Raw genomic sequence first — 23,300 nt, 5'->3', positions numbered from 1 at the left:
CGCCGGGGTTGGCGGGGCGCCGCACAAGAAAAAGAAATTTCGGGGGCGGCGAAGCTGCCCCCAAACCCCCACCAAAGTGTACGTAATCAAGCGAATTTGGTATTACGCGGCGTTCTCTTCTGCCTACGTAAGCTTTTTCTGGAGACATAGGAGTGATGTATGTCGAGCAATGCGGGCGTTCGCGTTTCAAACGCATCGGCGCTGCGAAACGCGTACCGGCTGATCAAGTTTTTGGTGACACGAGGCGCGATGGCAGCGGGGGCGGTTGTGCTGCTCCTATTGATGCACTGGGGAATCTGGTCGCTCATCCCGCCCATCCCTACGCACGCGCTGGCGAAAAAAGGGCGTTTCGTCTCGGTTCAGGGGATCGACGCCTACTATGAGACCTACGGCTCTGGTGCGCCGCTGATCTTGATCCCGGCCGGCGGGAGCCACACCAGCACGTGGCGCAATAATATCGGCCCGCTCAGCCAGAAGTACCAGGTGTGGACGGTGGATCTGCCTGGTTCGGGCTTTTCTGAGAAGCCGCCGACGTTTGCCTACACGCACAAAGCCTACGCCGCATTTGTCAAGGACTTCATGGAAACAATGGGGATCCAGCGCGCGGTTGTGGCAGGGCAGTCGCTCGGCGGGACGGTTGCGCTTGAGTTTAGCCTGGATTATCCGGAGAAGACCGCTGGGCTGATACTGATTGCCGCCGGTGGCTACCCGCAGGCAGACAAACCGGCCAGCCTTTCACTCAACCGCTACGCGCTCCCCAGCGCCATCGTAATGTCGTTTTCGTCGTACCCGTTCGTCGTAAAAAGCTTCTTGAACGAGCTTTATTACGACCCCGCGCCCTTTCAAAACGACCCGGAGCTTATCGGGGAGATATGTGACATCAACCGCACCCCGAACAGCCGGGCGGCCTGGTACTGGATGCCACAAGCCCTGAACTGGAGTTTTTCGCTGCCCGACCCTGGGCGCATTCGCTCGGTCGCGGCTCCTACGCTGCTCGTCTGGGGCAACAACGACAAGGTTGTCAGCACCGATGTGGCACATCGTTTCAGCCGGGACATCAAGAATGCCTCGCTCACGATCATCGACAAGGCCGGCCATATGGTGCATGAAGAGCAGCCGGAGGCGGTAAATCGCGCGATGATCGTCTTTCTCTCGTCGCTGCAATGGTAGAAGAGTAGGGGTTACGCGCTTGCGCTGGTTGGCGTGGTGGTGCGGTCGCAAAGCGACCGCATTACCACGCCAACAATTTCGCGGCACTATCTGCTTGGGCTATGAGCCACGGCGCGCCGCCTCGATGGTGGCGATGTCGATCTTCTGCATCTGCATCATCGCGTCGAATGCGCGCTTGGCGGCAGCGGGATCGGGATCGGTGATCGCCTGCGTCAGCGCCAGCGGCGTAATCTGCCACGACAAACCCCATTTGTCTTTGCACCAGCCGCAGGCACTCTCTTCGCCGCCGTTGCCGACGATCGCATCCCAGTACCGGTCGGTCTCGGCCTGGTCGGCGGTGGCGATTTGAAACGAGAATGCTTCGGTGTGCGGGAAGATCGGGCCGCCGTTGAGGCCGAGGCAGGGGATGCCCATCACGGTAAACTGAACCGTCAGCACATCGCCCTGCTTGCCGGATGGAAAGTCCCCCGGCGCGCGATGAACCGCGTCAACAGAGGAGTCGGGGAAGGTCGCGGCGTAGAAACGCGCCGCCTCCTCGGCGTCGCCATTGTACCAGAGGCAAATCGTGTTCTTCGCTTGCTTCATCGGTCACGCTCCATCATTGCTACGTCGCCCAGAGCTGTGGACTACACTGGCATTTCCAGGTTTATGTGAAATATGTAGCACAATCTATACCATACCGCTGCTTCACATAAGCGCGGTATCCTCGCGCGGGAGGCTTGGAGGGCGCAAGCCAAAATCATTCCCGGTGGGGTTCGTGCTTCGCCGCGCCGCACCATCACCATCAGCATGTGCCTGCCCAGCACAAAAACACAAGTAATCAGACGGAGTTGGTATAACTCGTGGTATTTATAGCCCAGGAAGAGGCGCCAGGTGTGCTGCATATACTCGAGGTACTCTTTCCCGAAGACCTTCAGCAGCACAGCTTCTTCTACCCGGATGCGATACAAAAACGCAGAGAGGCAAACGAAAAAGATCACTAAGCCGGCGGCCCAGGCTCCGAGCGCCAGGGCAAAGCCAACGAAGGTAAGCATGCTGCCGGTATACGCCGGATGGCGTAGCCAGCGGTAGGGCCCATGCCGAACCAGCCTTTGACCGGGAATAATAGACACAACCACCGTGAAAAGCGAGCCTAATGAGATGACCGCCCATTCTCGCAGAGCGATGCCGAGCATCTCAACGCCAAGACCAGCATATTGCAAGCTGTTATGAAAAATGCCCACGTGGAACGAACGCAGCAGCAGGGAAACGAGCACCGAGCTCCAGACAGCCAGTAAAATAGCCCAGTACGACCATCGGTCGCTGCGCTGGAGGCCCGGAATATGGCGAGAGCGATGGAACCCGCGCCTATTATATACCTCGCTGGCGGCCCAGACGAAGAAGACGAATATGAACAGCGAAGCCGTGAATTGGTTGGGAAACCAGGAGGAAAAATCTTCTGACATAGTTTGCCTGATTCCCGATGATCTACAGAGTGATATCGTACTCGGTACGATTGAAAACCGGGAGGCTTACCCCTCAGTGGGGCCCTGCTTTGGCAACGTTTGCATTAATGCCAGGAAATGCTGAGTTTGGCCTGTCTGAAAGAAATTATACCACTCAGCCAGTGTGTCCTCAGAAAATACACCTAGCCGTGCAAGGATGTACCGCGCGAAAAGCAGCCCACCTGCTGAATTTGCCGTGACAAGATTCGCATCGGCGACTGCCTTTTTGTCCTCGTAGAAGCTAGCGCCGTGATAATGCGGGCATGCGTGCTTGAGGTAATCGAGACTGTTACTGGTGTGAGGGCGTTTATCTAGCAGGCCAGCATTTGCAAGCGCAACAGTTGCACCACAGATTGCGCCAATGTTGCTATGGCTGTCGAGTAGCTCTTTGGTTTTTGCAATGATTGGTGCGTGTTGTGGCTCGTGCCAGGTGTCTGCTCCTGGCAGGAGGAGCACTGCGACATTCTCGGGCGTTAGCTCGTCGGGAGTTGTGTCGGGGAAAATAGTTAGGCCGCCCATTGTCCTGATAGGCTCTTTGGTCGCACTCACAGTCCGAACAGGGTAGTGTGTTTCTGGGCTCCTAAAGTATCGGCGCGATTCGAGCTCTGCTGTGACATAACCGAGCTCCCAGTCAGCGTAGCTGTCGAGCACATAGACATATGAGTATTTCATAACCTCTCCTTGCGCCAGGCTTGGTACAGGGTAAGCCTAGATTGAGAGGCAAGAATGAGACCAGCAGTCGGGCCGCCAATATTTGCTCACGCCTCTATGCTTGAAGCGATGAGTCAGGCATAGTCGCACTGCCAGGAGAGAAGATGGTGGTTGAATCCTAAACGGAGTGGAATTAGTAATACTGCGCGATGTACCCGTATGCCCGATCGAACAGATCCTGGTCCTGGTGGAGCTTGTACTTCAGCAGCGTCTTGCGCAGCGCCTGCTTGACCTCGCGCTCGCCGGCGATCGTCTGCTGCCAGCCGGGGAAGCGCACGACCTTCACGATCGCGTCGATGTCGGCGACGATGCGCTCGACGACCACTGGCGTGTTCTGCCCACGAACATCGTTGAATAGCTCGGTCAGGGCGGCGATGGCGCGATCTTGCTCTTCCTCGGGGGCGACCTGCTGCTCGGCCTCGACGACCTCGCGGGCAATCTCCAGCAGGCGCTTGAGAAAGCTAATGCTGTTTTCCATCCCGCGCTCATGCCGATCGCGCAGCTCTTCGAGCCGCTGGCCCAGCTCGACAAAGCGCGGGTTGCCCTGGTGCCGGCGCAGGCGTGCGATGATTTTGATTTCGATCTCCCTGGCCTTCTTTGGGTTCGGATCGTTTAGCAGGTCGGCCAGTACGTCGGCGTCCATCACCAGCGTCGCCAGGTCGTCGCGCACGGCTTCGACATGAACATGCTCGTGGATCAGCTCAAGCGTCTTGGCGCCTAGACTGTGCCACAGCAGCCGGCCGTTGCCGCTCGGCGGCTTGACCGACTCGTAGACCTGGCTGAGCCAGCGGTAGTCGTCGGCGTAGGGCTGGAGCACGCTGTCGGGCGAGAGCGCCTCCCAGAGCTGGCTGAGCACCGAGAAGTCCTTCGCAAACGCGTCGCGGGTCGCGTTGTTCGGCAGGTGCTCTTGCGCGGCCAGCAGGCCCTCGTAGCCGCCTACGGTTCGGTCGACGCCGGGGAAATGCGCGAGACAGGCGGCCATTGCGGCTGGCAGCTTTTGTTTTAGCTCGTCCAGGTTCGAGATCACCGCCTTGATCGCGCCGCCGTCGAAGCCCAGCGCCTGCGCCACATCGTCGAAGATGCCGAGATAGTCTACGATCAGGCCGTGGGTCTTGCTGGGGTAGGGCCGGTTGGTGCGGCAGATCGCCTGGAGCAGCGTGTGCTCCTTCAGCAGCTTGTCGAGGTACATCGCCTGCAAGATCGGCGCGTCGAAGCCGGTCAGCAGCTTCGAGGTGACGATCAGGATTTTCAGCGGGTCTTTCGGATCGCGGAATCGGTCAAGCAGCTGCTCTTCCTCGTCCTTGCGCCGGCTATACTCTTGGTACTCGGACTCGCCGGAGTTGACGGTCATGACGACGGCGCTGGCTGCTTCTGGCAGCAGGTCGTCCATGGCTTGCTTATAGAGCACGCAGGCGTGGCGATCGTAGCAGACCACCTGGGCCTTGAAGCTGTTCGGCTCGACCTTGGACTGGTAGTGTGCGACGATGTCCTTGACTACCGCGCGAATACGCTCGGGGTTCTTGACCAGCACGCCGATCTTGGCGGCCTGCTGGGTCAGCGTGCTGTATTCCTCTTCGCTCAGGTGGCCAGTGATCTCGGCGAAGGCTTCGTTCAGCTGCTCCTTCTCGATGTGCAGGTGAACCAGCCGCGGCTCGAAGTGCAGCGGTAGCGTGGCCTTGTCGCGGATCGACTCCTCGAACGAGTAGCGGCTCATATAGCCCTGCTCGTCCTCGTCCGAGCCGAAGGCGTAAAAGGTATTGCGGTCGCGCTTGTTGATTGGCGTGCCGGTAAGGCCGAACAGGAACGCGTTCGGCAGTGCATCGCGCATCTTGCGGCCGAGATCGCCTTCCTGAGTGCGGTGGGCCTCGTCCACCAGCACGATGATGTTCGAGCGGTCGTTGAGCTTGCCGTCGATCTCGGCGAAGCGGAAGATCGTGGTAATGATAATCTTGCGCACGTCCTGGGCCAGCAGGCGCTGCAGCTCCTCGCGCGTTGCGGCTGGCACCGTGTTGGGCACATCGGCGGCGTTGAAAGTGGCGCTGATCTGGGTGTCGAGGTCGAGCCGATCGACGACGATCAGCACGGTCGGGTTTTTGAGTATGGGGTGCAGGCGCAGCTTCTGGGCCGCGAACAGCATCAGCAGCGATTTGCCCGAGCCCTGAAAGTGCCAGATCAGACCCTTCCTGACACGGCCTTCGACCACGCGCTGCACGATCTGGTTGGCAGCATGGTACTGCTGGTAGCGGCAGATCACTTTGATCTTGCGGCGCTGCCGGTCGGTCGAGAAGATCGTGAACGAGCGCAGGATGTCGAGAAGCACCGCCGGCCGGAGCATGCCGCGCACTGCCTGCTCGACCTCGCCAAGTCCACCGGGTGTCTCGCCATCACTCTCGCGCCAGGGCGCCCAGATGTCGACCGGCATGCGAACGCTGCCGTAGCGATAGGTCTTGCCCTCAGTCGCGAACGAGAAGACATTCGGCACGAACATCGCCGGCACGCTCTGCTCGTAGTCGGCAATATCGGTCGCGCCGTCGACCCAGCTGATCGATGGCCGCACGGGAGTCTTGACCTCGCCGATGACCAGCGGCACGCCGTTCACCAGCAGCGCCAGATCGAAGCGCTTCTCAGGCGCCCTGAAGGTGTACTGGGTCGTGACGACGAACTGGTTGTTCTTGAGCTCGTCGAAGTCGATCAGGCGCACGGTGGTGTGCTGGTTGTTCGGGCCGAACGGCATAGTGCGCTCGCCGCGCAGCCAGGCGGTGAACTCCTCGTTGGCGCGCACCAGGCCGTCGCCGCGCACTGCCAGGATGATCGCGCGCAGCCTGTACAGAACCTCGTCGGTGCGGTCGGGCTGCGCCGCGATCTCGGGGTTGAGCCGCACGAGCGCGTCGCGCAGGTACGCCTCGACCAGCACCTCGGTCTGCTGGCGCGGCAGCTGGTCGTACGGAATATAGCGCCAGCCAAGGCCAGCGGCACTCAGGGCGGCGCTGTCGCGGCCGTAGCCCTCGCGGCTGTCGCGCACCGACTTGGGCACGCCGGCGAGGAGGTCGCGGATGAAGTTTTCAACGGAGTTGGCTTCGTTGAACATGGGAACGCTCCAAAAAAGTTGAATTGGCCGTTTCGCGGTATAATACCGAGCGACATAGGAGTAATGTTTATGACCACTGTAGACGATGTGATCGCCGCTGCACGCCAGCTATCACCGGCCGAGAAACTTAAGATTATTCAGGAGCTGTCGCACGAGCTACAGCAGTATAGCGAAGCGGCCGTATGGCCCGCTCCCAGCGCCACTCAACGGATTGCCGGCCTCGACCAGGGCGCGGTGTGGATGAGCAGTGATTTTGACGACGAGCTCCCCGACGAATTTTGGCTTGGCGGCGAGCATGAACCTGCTTCTTGACACCCACACATTTCTCTGGTGGGCAGCCGAGCCTGCCAAACTATCGCCCGCCGCCGATAGCGCCTTGCGCGATGGGGCAAACACGCTGTATCTGAGCGTGGCGAGTATTTGGGAGCTGCAAATCAAGCTTCAACTCGGCAAGTTAACGCTTTCGAAACCCCTTCCCGACTTTGTACAGAACCAGCAGCATGTGAATGGATGCGCCTGCTTGCCATTGAGCCAGCGCATATTTATGGGCTCGCCGCTTTGCCTCAGCACCACAAAGATCCTTTTGATCGCCTGATCATCGCGCAAGCCTTGGCCGAGCTGATGACCGTGGTCGGCGCAGACGGCAAGTTCAGAGCCTACTCCGTCAGCCTACTCTGGTAACTGTCTAGACCGTCGCGCTTTTCCGCAGAAGCGCGGAACACTTCACATTGCTCTGCGATGCGTTCCAAGGCGCCTTCAATATCTTGCACGACTTGATCGTTCGACAAGCGCAGCACCCGCAGATCGCGCGTTTTCAACACCTGCGTGCGCTGCTCGTCGTACGCAGTCTGCGCCCGATGCACCGCGCCATCGACCTCGACCACGAGGCCAGCCGCGTGGCAGTAGAAGTCGGCGATGAAGCCGTCGATCACCTGCTGGCGACGAAACTTTAGCCCGTTGAGCCGCCCGCCGCGCAGCCGCTCCCACAATAGGCGCTCGGCAGGCGTCATCTCGCGCCGCAGCTCGCGCGCCCGCTCGGCCTTCGCGGCGCTTACGCGTTGGCCAGTGATGATGCCTTTTGGCTTGCTCATGGAACCTCACCCCCGACCCCTCTCCTGAAGGAGAGGGGAGTGTTGCCCTGCTTTTCATTGCATCGCCGCGCTACCTTGAACCTCACCCCCGGCCCCTCTCCTGAAGGAGAGGGGAGTGTTGCCCTGCTTTTCATTGCATCGCCGCGCTACCTTGAACCTCACCCCCGGCCCCTCTCTTGCGATGAACATTGAACCTCACCCCTCGGCCTCTCTTTGCGATGAACATCGAACCTCACCTCACCCCGACCCCTCTCCTGCGATGAACATCGAACTTACTCACCCCCGACCCTCTCCTGCGATGAACATCGAACCTCACCCCCGGCCCCGCTCTTGCGATGAACATCGAACCTTACCCCCGGCCTCTCTCCTGCGATGAACATTGAACCTCACCCCCGGCCTCTCTCCTGCGATGATGAACATCGAACCCCACCCCCGGCCCCTCTCCTGCGATGAACATCGAACCTCACCTCACCCCCGACCCCTCTCCTTCAGGAGAGGGGTGCCGCGGCAGCGGCGGGGAGAGGTCACCTATGCAGTTTTCGACGGAGTTAGCTTCGTTGAATCGGCTTTTATATGTTCTTGAAGCCATCACGGCTGAAACCTTCACGTAGTGCGTGGTAGAGAGTACGTGTCTGAGTTAGTTTGGCCTCAGCATATTCCATGCTGCTGCTGCATTTTCTGATTAGCTCCGTTACATTCTTCTGAACTGTTAGCTCGGGCAGAGGTATTTTGATTGAGGATAATCCAACACGATTTATCTTCTTCATGCTAGCGCTTGTACCCGCTGCTATACGCTGCATTTGAGACCTGCCCGTTCTTGATAAGAGAAAATGCATCAAGAAGGGCTTGTCGATTCTTGCTTCGTCAACACGAACCAACATCATCGTGTCTGGAAAAGAAACATCTTCACGATCTTCATCAAATATCCCAGCTAAACCCACAAGCTCGAGCGTGTTTGAACGGGAAATCAATAGATCGCCTTTGGGTCTAGGATACTCGATCCATACTCGTCCTGCCTAAGATACCAGGTCTCTACCGATTTCAACTCACCTTCTTGATAGCCTCGCGGTGTTAGTGCCGAAAGAGCGAGCACATAATGGCCAGTTTCGTGGGTAGATGGCACAGCAGAGTAACCGCTTTGTGGGCTAGCCTTCCATAAAGAACCAAAGGCTACTTGAGACCAACCATTCTTCAAGCCTTGTTCAATCGTGGTTTCAAAGAAGATCGAACGATATTGCCCTAAGGCTTGCACAACGCCTTTGGCCTTAAGGATCGCCTCATCCGCCGCCCACAAGATCTCGGCGATGCGGCGCTGCTCGTCGCGGGGCGGCAGAGCGAACTCGTACGCGGCAAGGTCTTTCCACTTGGTGCGTGGTGAGAGTGAGCCAGCCGATGTACCGAGTGCGTGGTTAAAGAAGCCGTCCGACTGAACAAGGAACGGCAGAAGTTCAGGGATAAGCTCACCGTTCGATGGCTCGAAGACTAGAATATCTCCCGAGCAAATGCCATCGAATGCCGCTACCGCAGCCTTACGCTGGTAGGCGCGGCGCTTGCCGAAGAGCACTTGTCCTGGAGTGAACTTCCGTGTGAACGTCGTCCCTTCTTCGACCAGGCCCCATCGTTTGATATGGAGAGATTCGGGATCGAGGTGATCCAGCCCAACATAGCGCTCAATCCCAGCCTCTCGCGGGTTGCGCTCATTGACATCTACGTTGCGAACCACATCACCGAAGCGCACGACGCGCCAGCCGGGTCGAAGCTCAGTTCGTGTTTGGGCCTTGACAGTGGTATCAACAGTCACGCATTTCCTCGCGTCGATTTCAGTACAGGCTCCTGGGGTGAATCTGAGATGAGGATCCAAATATGCACATCTATCCTAGGAAACACCAGCCCGCTCCAACGTTGCAAACAGCTCGTCCATCGACTCACGCAGAGCACGCGAGCTGTGCTGCCATTCGGCAATCACCGTAGCGAGGGACTTCTCCGTCTGCCCGTCGCCATTCCTATTGGCGGCGGGGCGGACGTAGAGTGCGATGTTCAGGTTCGCCTGATTGGCGCGAATCTCGTCGAGCGAGGCAACACGCGCGAAGCCGTCTTCGTCGGCAAACGCTCGATACGCTGCAGCGATATGCTGAATATGGCCTTCTTCCAGGAAGCTCTGCGCACGCTCGCGGCTTACCTCATTCACCGCGTTGATGAATAGCACTTTGCCGCGCCGCTCAGCCGGTTTGCGCGTCCGGCAAATCACCACGCAGGCCTCCATCGGCGAGTTATAGAATAGGTTCGGCCCGAGCCCCAGCACGCACTCCACAATATCCTGCTCGGCCAACCTGGCGCGCATGTGCTGCTCCTCGTCGCGGAACAGCACGCCGTGCGGAAACAAGATCGCGCAGCGGCCAGATGCCGGCTTCATACTCACAACAATGTGCTGGAAGAAGGCATAGTCGGCGCGGCCCTGTGGCGGCGTGCCATACAGGTTGCGGCCGTACGGATCTTTCTCCCAGGCTTTGCGGTTCCACTGCTTGATCGAGTACGGCGGGTTCGCCAATACCACGTCGAACTGCTTCAGCCGGTCGCCCTCCAGTATCTTCGGCTCGGCCAGCGTATCGCCGCGCTCGACCCGGAAATCCTCGATCCCGTGCAGGAACAGGTTCATGCGCGCGATCGCCGATGTCATCAGGTTGCGCTCCTGGCCGTACAGCTTGAGCGTGCGCCAATCCTGGCTAGCCCCCCGCCGCCGCGCCTCGGCCACCGCCGAGAGCAGCATGCCGCCCGAGCCGCAGGTTGGATCGTAGATGCTCTCGCCAGGCTGCGGCTCCAGCATCAGCGTCATCAGGTGAACCACGGTTCGATTCGAATAGAACTCGGCAGCGGTATGGCCGCTGTCGTCGGCAAACTTCTTGATCAAGTACTCGTAGGCTTGGCCAAGCTCATCCTCCGGCACATTGGCGATCGAGAGGGTGTAGGTCGAGAAGTGCTCGATCAGGTCGCGCAGCGTTGCGTCGGAGAGCCGATCCTTGTTGGTCCACTGTGCGTCGCCGAAGATGCCGTACAGCCGCTCATTCGCCTTCTCGATCTCGCGCATCGCGCTCTGGATCGCCTGGCCAACATTGCTGACTACAGCGCGCACGTCGTGCCAGTGTGCGCCGGCGGGGATACGGAAGCGATGATTCTCGTCGAAGCTGGCATAATCGATATCGCCATCCGACTCATCCAGCGCACGCTGGTATTCTTCGTCGTAGACGTCACAGAGGCGCTTGAAGAACAGCAGCGGAAAGATGAACTGCTTATAGTCGCCAGCGTCGATCACACCGCGCAAGCGCGTCGCCGCGCCCCAGAGGTACGACTCAAGCTGCTGCTGCGAGATTGGCATGTGCTGGAAGGCCATGGTCATTGTATCGTCTCCGGAACAGGTTCAGACGCAGAGCTGCCCAGCACATCAGGGATGATTTCAGTAAGGTGCTGGCGCAGCACGGGCACGAAGCGCTGGGCCGCCTCTACCGCCCGTGCGCGCAGATTCGTCAGCGCCCCTGTGGTATCGGTGATACTGCCAGGGTAATAGCGCGCGATCCGCGACGGACGATTTTCATCAAGCCGCTCCCAGCTCAATTTCTCGCCCACCTGGCTCTCAATTTGCTCTTTCCGCCCATACAGCCCATCGAACAGCTGCTTGGTTGTTCTCTGATCATACGTATCGATATACAGCTCGATCCGAAAGCGCTTGGTGCGAGTGAACGAGCAGTTGAAGGTGGCTACAGTCTTGTTGCCAGCCCGCAGGTAATCCACGGTCAGCCAGTAGCGCCCGCCCGACGATGCCATACGGAACTCTCCCGGCGCCGCGCGCTCCAGCTCTTCCTGAAGCGCGGTGAAGAATGTAAGAAAGCTCTGCTCGTTGTCGGTAATGCGCGCAAATACGACCCGCTGCTCAGACATATTAATATTCGCTACGCGCCAGCCAGCCTCGAGCCATTGCTGAGAGTGAGCATGGCTAACCGTGTCGTTGGCCCACCAGGCGCGATACTTGCGCGCCGAATCAGGCAGCTGGTGCTCGCCCAGTAACGCATCGATCTCATCAAATGTGAGCGACAATTTATCGACACTAGCAGGCTGCGCGATCAAGCGCCGAACCAGCGGTGCATAGCGCCCAGTCGCTGTGGTGGTCGTCAGATCAATAGGCTCTGGCGCCAGCTCCCCGCTCAATACAGCAGGATCCGCGGTTGGCCGAGACATACTATCTTTGGGTGTTGCAGGTATATCTGCAGAAGATTGACCGCCCTCGCGCGTACCGTGCGAGCTCGTGGTGGAATCAGTCGGAGTGCCAATGGGAGCTGCATCGTCACCAGTCACCGGCACCGGCTGCTCGTTGGTATTCACACTGCTAGGATTGCGCGTAACCCCCGTACCGTTGGTTATACCAAAGGCTAGGTTGACAGCCTTCTCGTGGCGAGCCAGCCACTCTTTGCAGAAGCGCAGCTCTTCTCGCTCCTTTTCAGTGATAAATTCATCACGAAAGTGGGCGAGTGCATTGCGCGTATCACGCACCCGATCGAGTAGGCGCCGAACCGCTCCTCGATCAAGGCCAAACACGGGGCTATATGTTTTCCAGCGATTGTCGTGTAACAGCAGGTTGACATACTCGCCAAGCGTTAGCCTCTCGAATGGCCGCGCTGGAGGCTTGTAGTAGAGGTGTGTAGTGAATGCTGCATCCAAAGCCGCCTGATCAATCTGCGGCGTCGGCGAACCTTGCTGGGTCAGGTAGTGTTGAATGGCTCTGCGAAACTTGTTCTTATCTGCCGCATTGGAAGGGGTAATCTCCTCAACTGATTTGTTGATCTGCTGCTGATCAACGTTGCCGACCGTGTCCTTGAAGCTGGCCTTTATATACTCCTTGACCATCTCTTCAATCTCGCGCACCACCATAATATCCTCGGAGCGCCGGCGAAGATAGGTCGTCGTGTCATAGGTCGTGATGACGCCGATCAGCTTGCCCTGGGCATCGATAATCAGGATGACCTCGTCAGTCTTAAGGTCATCGAGCAGGTCGAAGACATCATCATTCGGATAGTAGGTCGCCGGCTTCTTGAGCATCGCATCCTTGACCGAGAGCTCTTCGGTTTTCACTCCAAAGTTGTGTAAAGCACGCACAATCGAGTCGCTGGTGATCAGTCCAATTGGCTTGCCCTCGTCGTCGACAACAGGCAGCTGGCTATAGTTGTGGTTGATCATTTCCGCCAGAACGTCCTTGATATTTGCGCCTAGCGTTGCAGTAACTGGCTCGGGTTTTCCCCGTAGAAGATCAGTAATCGCTGTAGGCATGGCACTCTACCTTATTTCGCTAGTGAGTCCAGCTTGGTTGAGCAGTATGTTCAGCCGATCTTCAGCGGCGTACGCATCCGCCAGGGCAGTCTTCAAGTTGATCAGCGCCTCTGCAACAGTTATCGTCTCTTCCTGTGCGACCGGCTCAACATAGCGCGGGATGTTTAAGTTCCAGTCGTTGTGGGCGATCTCGTCGAGCGCGACTACGCGAGCCGCGCCGGGGACATCGCGGTAGGCTCTATACCACTCAAAGATCTGCACGCTGTGCTCTGGCTCAAGGGTATTCTGGTTGCGGCCCTTCTTAAAGAGCCGCGAGGCATCAATCATCAGCACTTGCCCGCGGCGCTCGTCTGCTTTGCGTGCGCGAAACACCAGGATGCAGGCAGCCAGGCCGGTGCCGTAGAACAGGTTTGGCCCCAGGCCAATCACTGCCTCAAGCAGGTCGCGCTCGACGATACGCTTCCGGATCTCACCTTCAGCGCCCATCCGGAATAGCACACCGTGGGGCAGTACGACGGCCATGCGCCCAGTTTTCGGCGCCATTGAGACGAGCATGTGCTGGACCCACGCATAGTCGCCGCTGGTTCGCGGCGGCAGGCCGGCAAAGTTGCGGCCATACGGATCCTTGAGCCACAGCTCATCGCCCCACTGCTCCAGCGAGAACGGTGGATTGGCAATCACACAGTCGAAGCTCGCCAGACGATCGCCCACAAAGAAAGCTGGGCTGCGCAGCGTATCGTCGCGAACGATCTGAAAATCCTCGACGCCGTGCAAGAACAGGTTGATGCGAGCGATACCCGAAGTTGTCAGGTTCTTTTCCTGGCCAAAGAGCTTGCCCCAGAGCGTTCGAATGTTGCCGCCGCGTTCGCGAACGTGATGCACTGCCTCCAGCAACATGCCGCCCGTGCCGCAGGCCGGGTCGTAGATCGCCTCACTTTCCCTGGGATCAAGCATATGAATCATGAGGCGGACGACGCTGCGCGGGGTGTAGAACTCGCCGGCTTTTTTGTTCGTCGCATCCGCGAATTTCTTGATGAGGTACTCATATGCCTGGCCCAGCACATCGGCGGGAACATCGCGATTGGCAAGCGAAAGCTGCGAGAAATGCTCAATCAGATCGCACAGCAGCGCATCCGAGAGCCGGTCTTTATTCGACCACTGTGCATCCCCAAAGATACCGTACAGCGTCTGCTGGTTAGCCTTCTCGATCTCGCGGAGAGCATACTGGATCGCCTGGCCGACGTTGGTTGTCTTGGCTCGTACATCCTTCCAGTGGCAGCCCTCTGGTAGCTGGAAACGATGATTTTCAGGGAACTGTGCATACTCGTGGTCGCCGTCAGACTCGTTTAGAGCGAGCTGGGTTTCCTCATCGTAGGCGTCAGAGATGCGCTTGAAAAACAGCAGTGGAAAGATGTACGTCTTAAAATCCGCTGCGTCGACAGGCCCACGCAGGATGTTCGCAGCTTCGAAGAGATGATTTTCTAGCTCGGAGAGCGAAAGCTGGAACATAGAAAGCTGGCCTTGGAACTGCGGCGATGGACTAGCGGCTTTTTCCAGGCGAGCTGGTTTTGAAGCGTTGCCATGAGCCATGGGTAGACTCTTCTTTGTCTCGGTGGCACCAGGCGGATTTATTTTCCGAACAGTCGGCATAGTGCTCTTTCGTATGCTTCAGTACTGCTAGAGTTCGCACGCCATGCCCTCAGCATCTAGTACATTGCCCATACCGACCAGACTGGCGATCATATTCAGCGCCGTGCGCTTGGTGCGCCACGAGCCCGCGCCGAGGCTTGCCAGGTAGACCGCAGCAGAGTTCTGAGCGAGAGGGGCCGAAAGTGTGGCTGCAAGCGAGGGAGCCGTGGAGATCAAGCTAGTGTCGATGGCAGCGTCGTTCTTCATAGGTACGCCGTCGCGCGTGATGACACGTCTTCTCCTGACAAATATAGCATAGGTATGCGGAATACGACAAGCGGCAACATGCGCTCCAACGCATTCGGGCTGCCGCGAATATTTCAAGGACTTACGCAGGTGGCGCTCTCAGCCTTCGGCGGAGCGGTACTATATGCTCTGTATCGTGTGCAGTTTTTCGCGCGGAGCGCGGAAAAACTGCACACGATGATCAAAAGCGCAGGCAACATGCACGGTTTCGGGAAGCCGAACAGGGCAAGTGTGTAACTCCTATTTATAAAGTACGCGCTCTACTTGATGTACCTAACGGCATAAACGCTCGGTGGGCTGCTGAGGATACGCATAAATCATGTCCCCGCTTTGTTGCAGCGTATAAGCAGGCTTGTCGCAACCGCCACGCGTCTTTTCCTCCCCTAGCACCAGAGATGTGCGCACGTAGCGGTTTCGTTTTGCCGAAACCACCGCGCTGCCTTTCCCCTGGCAGGGGGAGAGGTAGGCAAATGTAGCGGGTCGTTTGCCGAAACCACCGCGCTGCCTTCCCCTCCCCTGCAGGATAGGGCTTCGTTTTGCCGAAACCACCGCGCCGCCTTTCCCCTCCCCGGCAGGGGAGGGGCTAGGGGGTGAGGTAACCGCCATCGCACGAGCCCCGGTGTTTGCAGCATAAAATCTTCCCGCTCAGAACCGTAGGCTCGTCTTACAAACATGTAGACGAGCCTACAGAACGTGTAGGCTCGTCTTACAAACATGTAGACGAGCCTACAGAACGTGTAGGCTCGTCTTACAAACATGTAGACGAGCCTACAGGAACGTGTAGCCTGTCTTACAAAATGATAGACGAGCCTACAGAACGTGTAGACAAGCTTCACAGAACGTGTAGAGCACTGGTAATCGGTTGCTCGCGCGCGGGTCGTAGGCGCGCGCGGCATTCCAGCGCGGCGGCGGCGGCGGCACCTACGCCACGCGGCGCCGAAGCGCTACGCCGCCTCGGGCGTGCTGGGCGGCGCGGCCTGGCCACGGCGGCGCCGCCTGCGGCCGAACCACAGCGCCGCCAGCAGCAGCGGCAGCCACACCGGCAGCCACACCAGCACGACAATCGCCAGGTTTGCCAGGCCCTGCCCGAACGCCAGCAGGTCGTGCAGCGCGCCGCGCGCTACCACGATCGGCTGCCAGCCATCCTCCGCGAGGATCGGCGTCGTCGGCACCGGCGACAGATACACGCTAATAGTGGCGAGCGCCGCGCTGCGCTGCAGAAACTGGCGGCGGCCCTGGATCTGCTCGATCTCGCCCTGGATCTGCGTCAGCGAATCGTTGACCTTCAGCGCGTCCTCGACGCTCTCGGCCTTCTGCAAAAACGCCAGCAGCCGGTCGCGCGTGGCCTCGAGGTTGCGCAGCCGCGAGTCGAGGTCGACAAACTCTTCGGTTACGTCGTCGCCGCCGACGGTGCGCGCGAGCACTTTCTGCGCCAGGCCCTGCGCGCCCGTCAGCGCCTGCTCGAAGCGCTCGGCCGGCACGCGGAAGATCACCCGCGAGGCCATCTGCTCGTCGGCGCCGGTGGTCTCGACTTTCACGACGTAGCCGCCGAGCTGGCCGACCAGCGCGCGCAGCTGGGCTTCGGCGTCGCGCGCGCTCGCAACCTGCAGCGAGATGTCGGCAGTTTTGATCACCAGCCGCTCGGGCGCCTGTGCATCCGTCTGCTTGGCCGGTACGTTTGAACCGCTATTGTAGCCTTCGAGCGCGCTGGCGCCGCCCGACATTGCCGCCGGCGCGCCTGGCGCCTCGGCTGCGGGCGCCGCGGTAGGCGCCGCGGCGGTCATGCCGGCGCGCTGGGCGAACGAGGCGCCGCAGGCCGCCAGCAGCAGCGCCAACCCGATCAGAGCGATGAGACGTTTGTGCTTCATTGGTATGCTCCTCACCCACATAGCGGCGCGCTCGATTGCGCCTGTAGCCGCGCCGAAAGTATTTCGCTGCTGAAATGACGGCGGCGCGGCCGCTGTGGTTCCGCCTGGCGGCATGATCTTTGCATACTGCGCGCTTGCCGCGCCTGCGGCTCGCGAGAAAGGGCTGTGTATGCGCCTGGGCTTTGCGGTGAAAGTGTTAGGGCAGCCGGGCCTGCCCTCGAACGACGCGCGGCGCTGGCAGAGCGCGCCGCACCTGCGCGTCAGCCTCGGCTACCTCGAGGCGATCTTCGCGTACCTGGGCGCCATGGGCATCACGATGTACCGGATCAGCTCAGACATCGCGCCGTACCTCACGCACCCCGACCTGCCGCAGTTTCACGGCCAGCTCGACGAGTGCGCCGCCGACTTGGCGCGCCTGGGCCAGGCCGCCAGCGCGCAGGGGCTGCGGCTCTCGTTTCATCCCTCGCAGTACATTCTGCTGAACAGCCCCGACGACGACCTGGTGAACAAGAGCATGCGCGACCTCGACGCGCAGGCGCGCATGCTCGACGCCATGGGCCAGGGGCCGGAGGCCGTGGTGGTGACGCATGTCGGCGGCGTGTATGGCGACCTCGCGGCCGGCCGCGAGCGCTGGGTGCGCGCCTATGCGCGGCTGCCCGAGCCGGCCCGGCGCCGGCTGGTGCTCGAGAACGACGACACGCGCTACGGCGTGGACGATATTCTGTGGATCCACGAGCGCAGCGGCGTGCGGCTGGTCTTCGACTACCTGCACCACTGGTGCGTCAACCGCGCCGGCCTCGATCAGCACGAGGCGCTGCGCATGTGCCTGGCGACGTGGCCCGCCGGCGTGACGCCCAAGATCCACTACAGCTCGCCGCGCACCGAGCAGCGCACGCTCGAGCGCAAGAACCGCCACACCGGCAAAACCGAGCTGGTGCAGGCGCGGCCGGTATGGAGCGGCCACTCCGACTACATCAACCCGTTCGAGTTCATCAGCTTTCTGCGCGGCGCGGCCGGCGCCCGCGACTTCGACATCATGCTCGAGAGCAAGCTCAAGGACCTGGCGCTGCTGCAGCTGCGCGACGACCTGCGGCGCTACGCGCCCGAGCTGCCGGCCACGCGCTAGCGCGCGCGAGCCGCCCGGTATCTCGAAAATCTGTGCTTGCGACCCACTCTGGCCTGGGGTATAATGCCCGGTGCACACGCACAAGAGAGCGCGCATGGCTTCCCAGGCACTATATCGCCGCTATCGCTCGCAGACATTCGGCGAGCTGGTCGGCCAGGAACATATTGTTCAGACGCTACGAAACGCCATCGCCGAGGGCCGGATCGCGCACGCCTACTTGTTCACCGGGCCGCGCGGCGTCGGCAAAACCACGGTAGCGCGGCTGCTGGCCAAGGCGGTGAACTGCAGCGCCGAGCCGGCGCAGCGCCCCTGCGGCGTGTGCTATTCGTGCCGCGCGATCGCCGACGGCCGCGCCGTCGACGTGATCGAGATGGACGCAGCCTCGCACACCAGCGTCGAAGACGCGCGCGAGATCATCGAGCGCGTGCAGTTCCGGCCCGCCAGCGGCGCGTACAAAGTCTACATCATCGACGAAGTGCATATGCTCTCGACGGCGGCGTTCAACGCGCTGCTGAAGACGCTTGAGGAGCCGCCGGGGCACGCGCTGTTCATTCTGGCCACCACCGAGAACCATAAAGTGCCGGCCACGATCCTGTCGCGCTGCCAGCGCTTCACCTTCAGTCGCCACACTGTCGGCGCCACCGCCGCGCACCTGCACGCCGTGGCCGCCGAAGAGCAGGTGCGGCTCGAGCCCGGCGTGGCCGAGGCGATCGCCCGCGCCGCCACCGGCAGCATGCGCGACGCGCTGAGCCTGCTCGATCAGCTCATGGCCTACGGCAGCGGCACGATCACGCTGGCGCAGGTGCAGGGGCTGCTCGGCGCCACCGAGGCCCAGGAGGTTGCCGCGCTGGCCGAGGCGCTGATTGCGGCGGATCTTACCGGCGCGCTGCGCGCGCTCAACGGCGTGGCCGAGCAGGGCGCCGACCTGCGCCAGTTCACCCGCGATCTGGTCGAGCGGCTGCGCGCGCTGCTGCTGCTGAAGGCCGGCGGTGTGCCCACGCTGCTCGAGGTGACCGAAGATGAGATCGCGCAGCTGCAGCGCCAAGCCGCCGCCGCCGACTTGGGCGCGCTGCTCGGCTGGGTGAAGCTGTTCAGCGGGCTCGACCAGCAATTGCGCGCCAGCACCTACGGCCAGCTGCCGCTCGAGCTGGCGATCGTCGAGGCGAGTGCCGCGCCCCAGCCCGCCGCCGCCCCGCGCGCCGCCGTGCCGGCAGCGCGCCCCGCCACGCCCGCGCCGCGCCCCAGCCCGCCGGCCGAAACGCCCGCGCCTGTTCAGTCGCGCGCCGCCCCGCCCGCGCCGGCGCCCGAGGTTCGCGCGGCGCCTGTTCAGTCGCGCCCCGCCGCGCCCGAGGCGCCCCTGCCCGAGCCAGCACACGCCGCGCCGGCCGAGGCGCCAGCGTCCGAGCCGGCACAGGCAGCGCCGCCACCACACGCCGCGCCGACGCTGCCGCCCGCCGACGCCAGCGCGATCGCGTCGGACAACGCCGCCGCCGAGCTGCTCGAGCGGATCGAGAGCGTCTGGCAAGACGTGCTGCTAGGCATCAAGGCGCAGGATCGCACGCTGTTCGTGCTGATGACCAGCAGCGACGGCATGCGCCCGATCGACATCAAAGACGACATGGTTGTGTTCGAGGTCAAGAACGAGTGGCAGATCAAGCGGATCGAGCAGCCCAACCCGCGCCGCCTGATCGAAAAGGTGCTCAGCAAGCACATGGGCGCGAACTATCGCATTGGCTGCGTGGCCGAGGCCCAGCACCGCGAGAGCCCGAACGTGCGGCGCGAGCAGATCCGCGACAGCCGCAAGGACCCGCACATCAAAGCCGCGATCAATATTTTCGACGCCGATATTGTCGATATCGAACAAAAGGAGATACTATGAACCCGCGCCAGCTCCAGCAGATGGCCCAGCAGATGCAAAAGCAGATGGCCAAGATCCAGGAAGAGCTCGGCAACGCCACCGTCGAGGGCAACGCCGGCAGCTATGTCAGCGTCACCATGAACGGCCACCGCGAGATCCTGTCGATCAAAATCGCGCCCGACGTCGTCGACCCCGAGGATGTCGACACCCTGCAGGATCTGATCGTCACCGCCGTGAAGGACGCGAGCGCCAAGGCGCAGGCGCTGGCCGAGCAGCGCATGGGCCCGCTCACCCAGGGCATGAAGATGCCGGGCCTGTTCTAGCGCGCTGCATCGCATGCGTACCGGCGCAATTTCTCGCCCGTACCGTGTTATACCAACTCCGTTTGATTACTTGTGTTTTCTTGTGCGGCGCCCGGCAAGCCGGGCGCCGCACAAGAAAAGAAATGGGGCGGCGAAGCCGCCCCCAAACCCCCACCAAAGTGTAAGTCATCAAGCGAATTTGGTATTATACGCTGTTCGCTTGATCGCTTATAGTTTGTGTTGCAGTGCGTGGCAAAGCCACGCACTGCAACACAAAAAGAATTCGGGCGGCGAAGCCGCCCCCGAACCCCGGATGGCCAGCTACCGAGCTGCCGCAGGCTGCAGCCTCGCTGTACCGGGAGCGCAGCCGTGCGGGCGCTACCTGGCCCAAGTGAACAGACAAAACTGATATGAGTAATGGTTTCGAACAACAGGGGCTGATCGAGCCGGTGGCGCGGCTCATGGAAGAGTTCAACCGCCTGCCCGGCATTGGCCCGAAGACGGCCTCGCGGCTGGTGTTCTTTCTGCTGCGCGCCCCCGACGAGCAGGCCCACGCGCTGGCCGAGGCGCTGGCCAGCCTGAAAGACAACGTGCGCTTCTGCTCGCGCTGCTTCAACATCACCGTGAGCGACCCGTGCATGATCTGCAGCAACCCCGCGCGCGATCAGGCGCGCATCTGCGTGGTCGAGGAGCCGCTGGACGTGCTGGCGATCGAGCGCACCAGCGCCTGGCGCGGCGTGTACCACGTGCTGCACGGCCGCATCGCGCCGCTCGAGGGCATGAACCGCGAAGACATCCGCTTCGACGAGCTGGTCGACCGCGTGCGCACCGAGCAGGTCGACGAGGTGCTGCTGGCCACGAACCCGAACCTTGAGGGCGAGGCGACGTCGTTTCACCTGCACCGCGCGCTGGCGCCGCTGGGCGTGAAGGTGACGCGCCTGGCGCGCGGGCTGCCGACCGGCGGCGACCTGGAGTGGGCCGACCCATCCACGCTTGGCTCGGCGCTTGAGGGCCGGCGCGAGCTGTAGGGCTACGTTCCGGTGACGGTCAGGTTATCGAGCGCGGGCAGCACCGCGATCCAGGCCGGGCCGCTGTTGAAGCGCACCTCGCTGCCGTCGGTGTCGAAAAAGCCGAGCTGCCCGGCCGGCGCGTCTTTGCGCCAGCGCACCTCGCGCTCGACGCCGTCGGCGAAGACGCGCGCGCGGCCCTCGCCAACCACCGCCTGCTCGATCCGGCCCTTCGGATCGTCGGGGATCTTGGCCTCCTGAACCTCCATCACCACCACGTTTTTCGTCCACAGCTGCTTGCCGGTCTCGGCGTCGCGCGCGGGCTGGCCACGGCGCAGGCGCAGGTAGCCATTCGTCGCGCGGTCGTACGTCCAGCCGGCGTCGTCTTCCTGGTAGATGAAGAAGTAGTTCAGCTGCTGCTGCCGCGGGCGCAGGCTCTCGGCCGCGTCGGGCTTGAACACAAAGCCGATCGCCGGGTCGTTCAGGTCGCTCACGCCCTGGTTTGCGGCGGCCTGCTCGAGCCAGGCGCTGCTGGTGTACAGGTTATGCGGCGCGTCGCGATCGTCGGAGCGCGCGAAGTACTGGCTGCCGCCGCTGTGCAGCGCGTCGAGGTTCACCAGCTGGTCGGTGCTCTCGACAAGCTCGAGGCCCTGGGGCGAGCCGCCGGCGTGGGCGTACAGCGCGTGCAGGCCCATGGCCCACTGCGCGAAATACAGCCGCGTGCTGCGCACCGGGCCGATCTTGGCAACCTCGGGCGTAACGCCCGGCTCAAACACCGCCATGAAGCGCGTGACGCCAAATTCGGCCAGCGCCTCGAACACCAGCGCCGCCTGGCCCATCCCGCTCTGCGGGTAGGCGTCGGGGTGGTTGTCGATCATCACCACCAGCGGGCGCTTGCGCACGCTGCCGCGCGCTAGCCCCGGCGCGCCCGTCGGCGCCACCGGCTCGGGCGTGGCGGTTGCGGCGGGTGCGGCGGTGGGCGCAGCCGTAGGCGCGGCCGTAGGCGCGGCGGTGGGAGCAGCCGTAGGCGCGGCGGTTGGCGGCAGCGACGTAGCCGGCGCGGGCGGCGTAGTGGGCGCAGGAGCGGCCGGCGCACCGCCGCAGGCAGCCAGCAGCGATCCGCTGAGCAGCACAAGCATCAACAGACGGGCAGACTTCGGGGTGAGCATCGGGGCTCCTTTGCATGCGACGTATGGGCTATCGGCCAGGCGCCCCATTGTACCATAGCCGCGCTCAGGCCACGCTGGCGAATAGCGCGTCGTACTCGGGCGCGAGCACGCTCCAGTCGTAGCGCGCCGCCGCGCCGCGGAAATCGCGCTCGCGCAGCGCGGGCAGGCCGAGAATAGCGGCGTGCAGCTTCTCGACCAGGTCGTCGTGGCCGTCGTAGAGGCACGCGGCGTGCTCGGCGGCGGGCAGCAGCTCGGGGTAGCTCAGCCGACGCGGCAGGATCGGCACGCAGCCGCAGTACATGGCCTCGACGACGCTGATGCCGAAAAACTCCTGGGTCGCGCAGCTCACCACCACATCCGAGCGCCACAGCCAATCGCGGTAGCTCGCGCCCGGCGCGTAGCCCCAGGCCAGCGCGCGCGGGCCGAGCCACTCGCGCGCCGCGCGAAAATTCGGCTCGTTCGGGTCGACGTGCGCGCCCAGCGCCGCCAGCCGAAAATCGACGCCGCGCGCCTCCAGCGCGCGCAGCGCCGCGAAAAACAGCTCTGGCCCCTTGTCGTACTCCCAGCGGCTATTCCAGAGGATCAGCGGCGGCCGCGAGCCATGCGTATCCGGCTGATGCTCGGCCCGGCGGCTCGCGGGCACATCCAGCCGCGCCAGGTCGATCCCCGGCGGCAGCACGCGCGCCTTGGCCGCGATCGTATCGATCAGATCGAGCTCCTGGTGATCGTAGTAGCGCCCGAGCAGGCCGGGCAGCGCTTCGAGAAATGCCTGCCGGTGAAACGCCGAGTTGAAGCAGACCGTGTGCGCGGCCAGCGCGCTGGTGTAGTTGATCCAGGGGAACGCCATGTCGCGCGCGCGGCCGGGCGGCAGCGGGTAGGTCAGCTGGTTCTCGTGGACATACAGCACCGCCGGCAGATCGCCCAGCAGGTCGCGCGTCAGCCCGAGGAACGTCGCCAGGTCGAGCATATCGGTGGCAACCAGCAGGTCGAAGTGCTGCGGGCGCTCGCGCAGCATGCGCGCCAGCGTCACCGCCGCGCCGCGCATGCGCCAGCGCCAGCCGCCCGCCGCCGAAAGCGCCAGCAGCGCGACATCGTGGCGGCTATGCGCGATATAGCCGTCGGCGACGGCGGCGTGCGAGCCGCTATGGAAGGGATCGAGCCACAGGATACGCATT

General features: G+C 62.0%; 21 protein-coding genes. 7 read left to right on the top strand and 14 right to left on the bottom strand.

From position 1 onward, the window contains the following. Positions 1–159: 159 nt before the first annotated feature. Positions 160–1,170, top strand: a complete 1,011-nt coding sequence (locus U0177_RS08560; protein ID WP_409570189.1) for an alpha/beta fold hydrolase — start codon at positions 160–162, stop codon at positions 1,168–1,170. A 99-nt stretch (positions 1,171–1,269) separates the two neighbouring features. Here U0177_RS08560 and U0177_RS08555 read toward each other — a convergent pair whose 3' ends face one another. From U0177_RS08555 to U0177_RS08540, 4 genes are all read right to left on the bottom strand, one after another. Beyond that, positions 1,270–1,755 (bottom strand): VOC family protein, encoded by a 486-nt coding sequence (locus tag U0177_RS08555; RefSeq protein WP_409570188.1) that lies wholly within the window; start codon positions 1,753–1,755, stop codon positions 1,270–1,272. 41 nt (positions 1,756–1,796) lie between these two features. After that, complete coding sequence (locus tag U0177_RS08550) at positions 1,797–2,615, bottom strand: methyltransferase family protein (protein WP_409570187.1); 819 nt, start codon at positions 2,613–2,615, stop codon at positions 1,797–1,799. 66 nt (positions 2,616–2,681) lie between these two features. Continuing rightward, positions 2,682–3,326, bottom strand: coding sequence for a type 1 glutamine amidotransferase family protein (locus U0177_RS08545; RefSeq protein ID WP_409570186.1), 645 nt, complete (start codon positions 3,324–3,326; stop codon positions 2,682–2,684). 172 nt (positions 3,327–3,498) lie between these two features. Beyond that, entirely contained in the window at positions 3,499–6,453 is a 2,955-nt protein-coding gene (locus U0177_RS08540) for a type I restriction endonuclease subunit R (protein ID WP_409570185.1), read from the bottom strand. 69 nt (positions 6,454–6,522) lie between these two features. Between U0177_RS08540 and U0177_RS08535 the strand changes: the two genes are divergently transcribed. Further along, entirely contained in the window at positions 6,523–6,765 is a 243-nt protein-coding gene (locus tag U0177_RS08535; protein WP_409570184.1) for a hypothetical protein, read from the top strand. Then, complete coding sequence (locus U0177_RS08530; RefSeq protein WP_409570183.1) at positions 6,749–7,048, top strand: type II toxin-antitoxin system VapC family toxin; 300 nt, start codon at positions 6,749–6,751, stop codon at positions 7,046–7,048. Before U0177_RS08535 ends, U0177_RS08530 begins: the two co-directional genes overlap by 17 nt. A 61-nt stretch (positions 7,049–7,109) precedes the next feature. On the opposite strand, the gene U0177_RS08525 is transcribed toward U0177_RS08530, so the two are convergent. From U0177_RS08525 to U0177_RS08490, 8 genes are all read right to left on the bottom strand, one after another. Further along, positions 7,110–7,544, bottom strand: a complete 435-nt coding sequence (locus U0177_RS08525; protein ID WP_409570182.1) for an endonuclease domain-containing protein — start codon at positions 7,542–7,544, stop codon at positions 7,110–7,112. A gap of 569 nt (positions 7,545–8,113) precedes the next feature. Then, a complete protein-coding gene (locus U0177_RS08520; protein WP_409570181.1) occupies positions 8,114–8,515 on the bottom strand; it encodes a hypothetical protein in 402 nt (133 codons plus the stop codon). Then, positions 8,512–9,345 carry a restriction endonuclease subunit S gene (locus U0177_RS08515; protein WP_409570180.1) on the bottom strand — a complete coding sequence of 278 codons (834 nt, stop codon included), beginning with the start codon at positions 9,343–9,345 and terminating at the stop codon, positions 8,512–8,514. The genes U0177_RS08520 and U0177_RS08515 overlap by 4 nt, the downstream gene beginning before the upstream one ends. Before the next feature lie 75 nt (positions 9,346–9,420). Next, complete coding sequence (locus U0177_RS08510) at positions 9,421–10,938, bottom strand: N-6 DNA methylase (protein WP_409570179.1); 1,518 nt, start codon at positions 10,936–10,938, stop codon at positions 9,421–9,423. Then, a complete protein-coding gene (locus tag U0177_RS08505) occupies positions 10,935–12,860 on the bottom strand; it encodes a DUF4268 domain-containing protein (protein ID WP_409570178.1) in 1,926 nt (641 codons plus the stop codon). Before U0177_RS08505 ends, U0177_RS08510 begins: the two co-directional genes overlap by 4 nt. A gap of 6 nt (positions 12,861–12,866) precedes the next feature. Continuing rightward, positions 12,867–14,369: a type I restriction-modification system subunit M gene (locus U0177_RS08500; RefSeq protein ID WP_409570193.1), complete on the bottom strand. Its 1,503-nt coding sequence runs from the start codon at positions 14,367–14,369 to the stop codon at positions 12,867–12,869. 168 nt (positions 14,370–14,537) lie between these two features. After that, entirely contained in the window at positions 14,538–14,756 is a 219-nt protein-coding gene (locus tag U0177_RS08495) for a hypothetical protein (RefSeq protein WP_409570177.1), read from the bottom strand. A 983-nt stretch (positions 14,757–15,739) separates the two neighbouring features. Next, entirely contained in the window at positions 15,740–16,663 is a 924-nt protein-coding gene (locus tag U0177_RS08490) for a DUF4349 domain-containing protein (RefSeq protein ID WP_409570176.1), read from the bottom strand. A 169-nt stretch (positions 16,664–16,832) separates the two neighbouring features. Between U0177_RS08490 and uvsE the strand changes: the two genes are divergently transcribed. The 4 genes from uvsE (at position 16,833) to recR (ending at position 20,977) form a co-directional block, all read left to right on the top strand. Then, entirely contained in the window at positions 16,833–17,789 is a 957-nt protein-coding gene (gene uvsE / locus U0177_RS08485; protein WP_409570175.1) for a UV DNA damage repair endonuclease UvsE, read from the top strand. 94 nt (positions 17,790–17,883) lie between these two features. Further along, positions 17,884–19,668 carry a DNA polymerase III subunit gamma/tau gene (gene dnaX / locus U0177_RS08480; protein WP_409570174.1) on the top strand — a complete coding sequence of 595 codons (1,785 nt, stop codon included), beginning with the start codon at positions 17,884–17,886 and terminating at the stop codon, positions 19,666–19,668. Continuing rightward, entirely contained in the window at positions 19,665–19,970 is a 306-nt protein-coding gene (locus U0177_RS08475) for a YbaB/EbfC family nucleoid-associated protein (RefSeq protein ID WP_409570173.1), read from the top strand. Before dnaX ends, U0177_RS08475 begins: the two co-directional genes overlap by 4 nt. 389 nt (positions 19,971–20,359) lie before the next feature. Continuing rightward, entirely contained in the window at positions 20,360–20,977 is a 618-nt protein-coding gene (recR, locus tag U0177_RS08470; protein ID WP_409570172.1) for a recombination mediator RecR, read from the top strand. Between the two features lie 2 nt (positions 20,978–20,979). On the opposite strand, the gene U0177_RS08465 is transcribed toward recR, so the two are convergent. Together U0177_RS08465 and U0177_RS08460 are read right to left on the bottom strand one after the other, a co-directional pair. Further along, on the bottom strand, positions 20,980–22,125 hold the full coding sequence (locus U0177_RS08465) for a DUF3048 domain-containing protein (protein WP_409570171.1): 1,146 nt from the start codon (positions 22,123–22,125) through the stop codon (positions 20,980–20,982). Positions 22,126–22,189: 64 nt separating this feature from the next. Next, positions 22,190–23,299, bottom strand: coding sequence for a DUF3524 domain-containing protein (locus tag U0177_RS08460; protein ID WP_409570170.1), 1,110 nt, complete (start codon positions 23,297–23,299; stop codon positions 22,190–22,192). Between the last annotated feature and the right edge of the window lies 1 nt (position 23,300).

Origin of the sequence: Kouleothrix sp., from assembly GCF_046328425.1 — a bacterium.
Classification (GTDB): Bacteria; Chloroflexota; Chloroflexia; order Chloroflexales; family Roseiflexaceae; genus Kouleothrix.
This window is presented reverse-complemented; position numbering and strand designations above follow the sequence as displayed.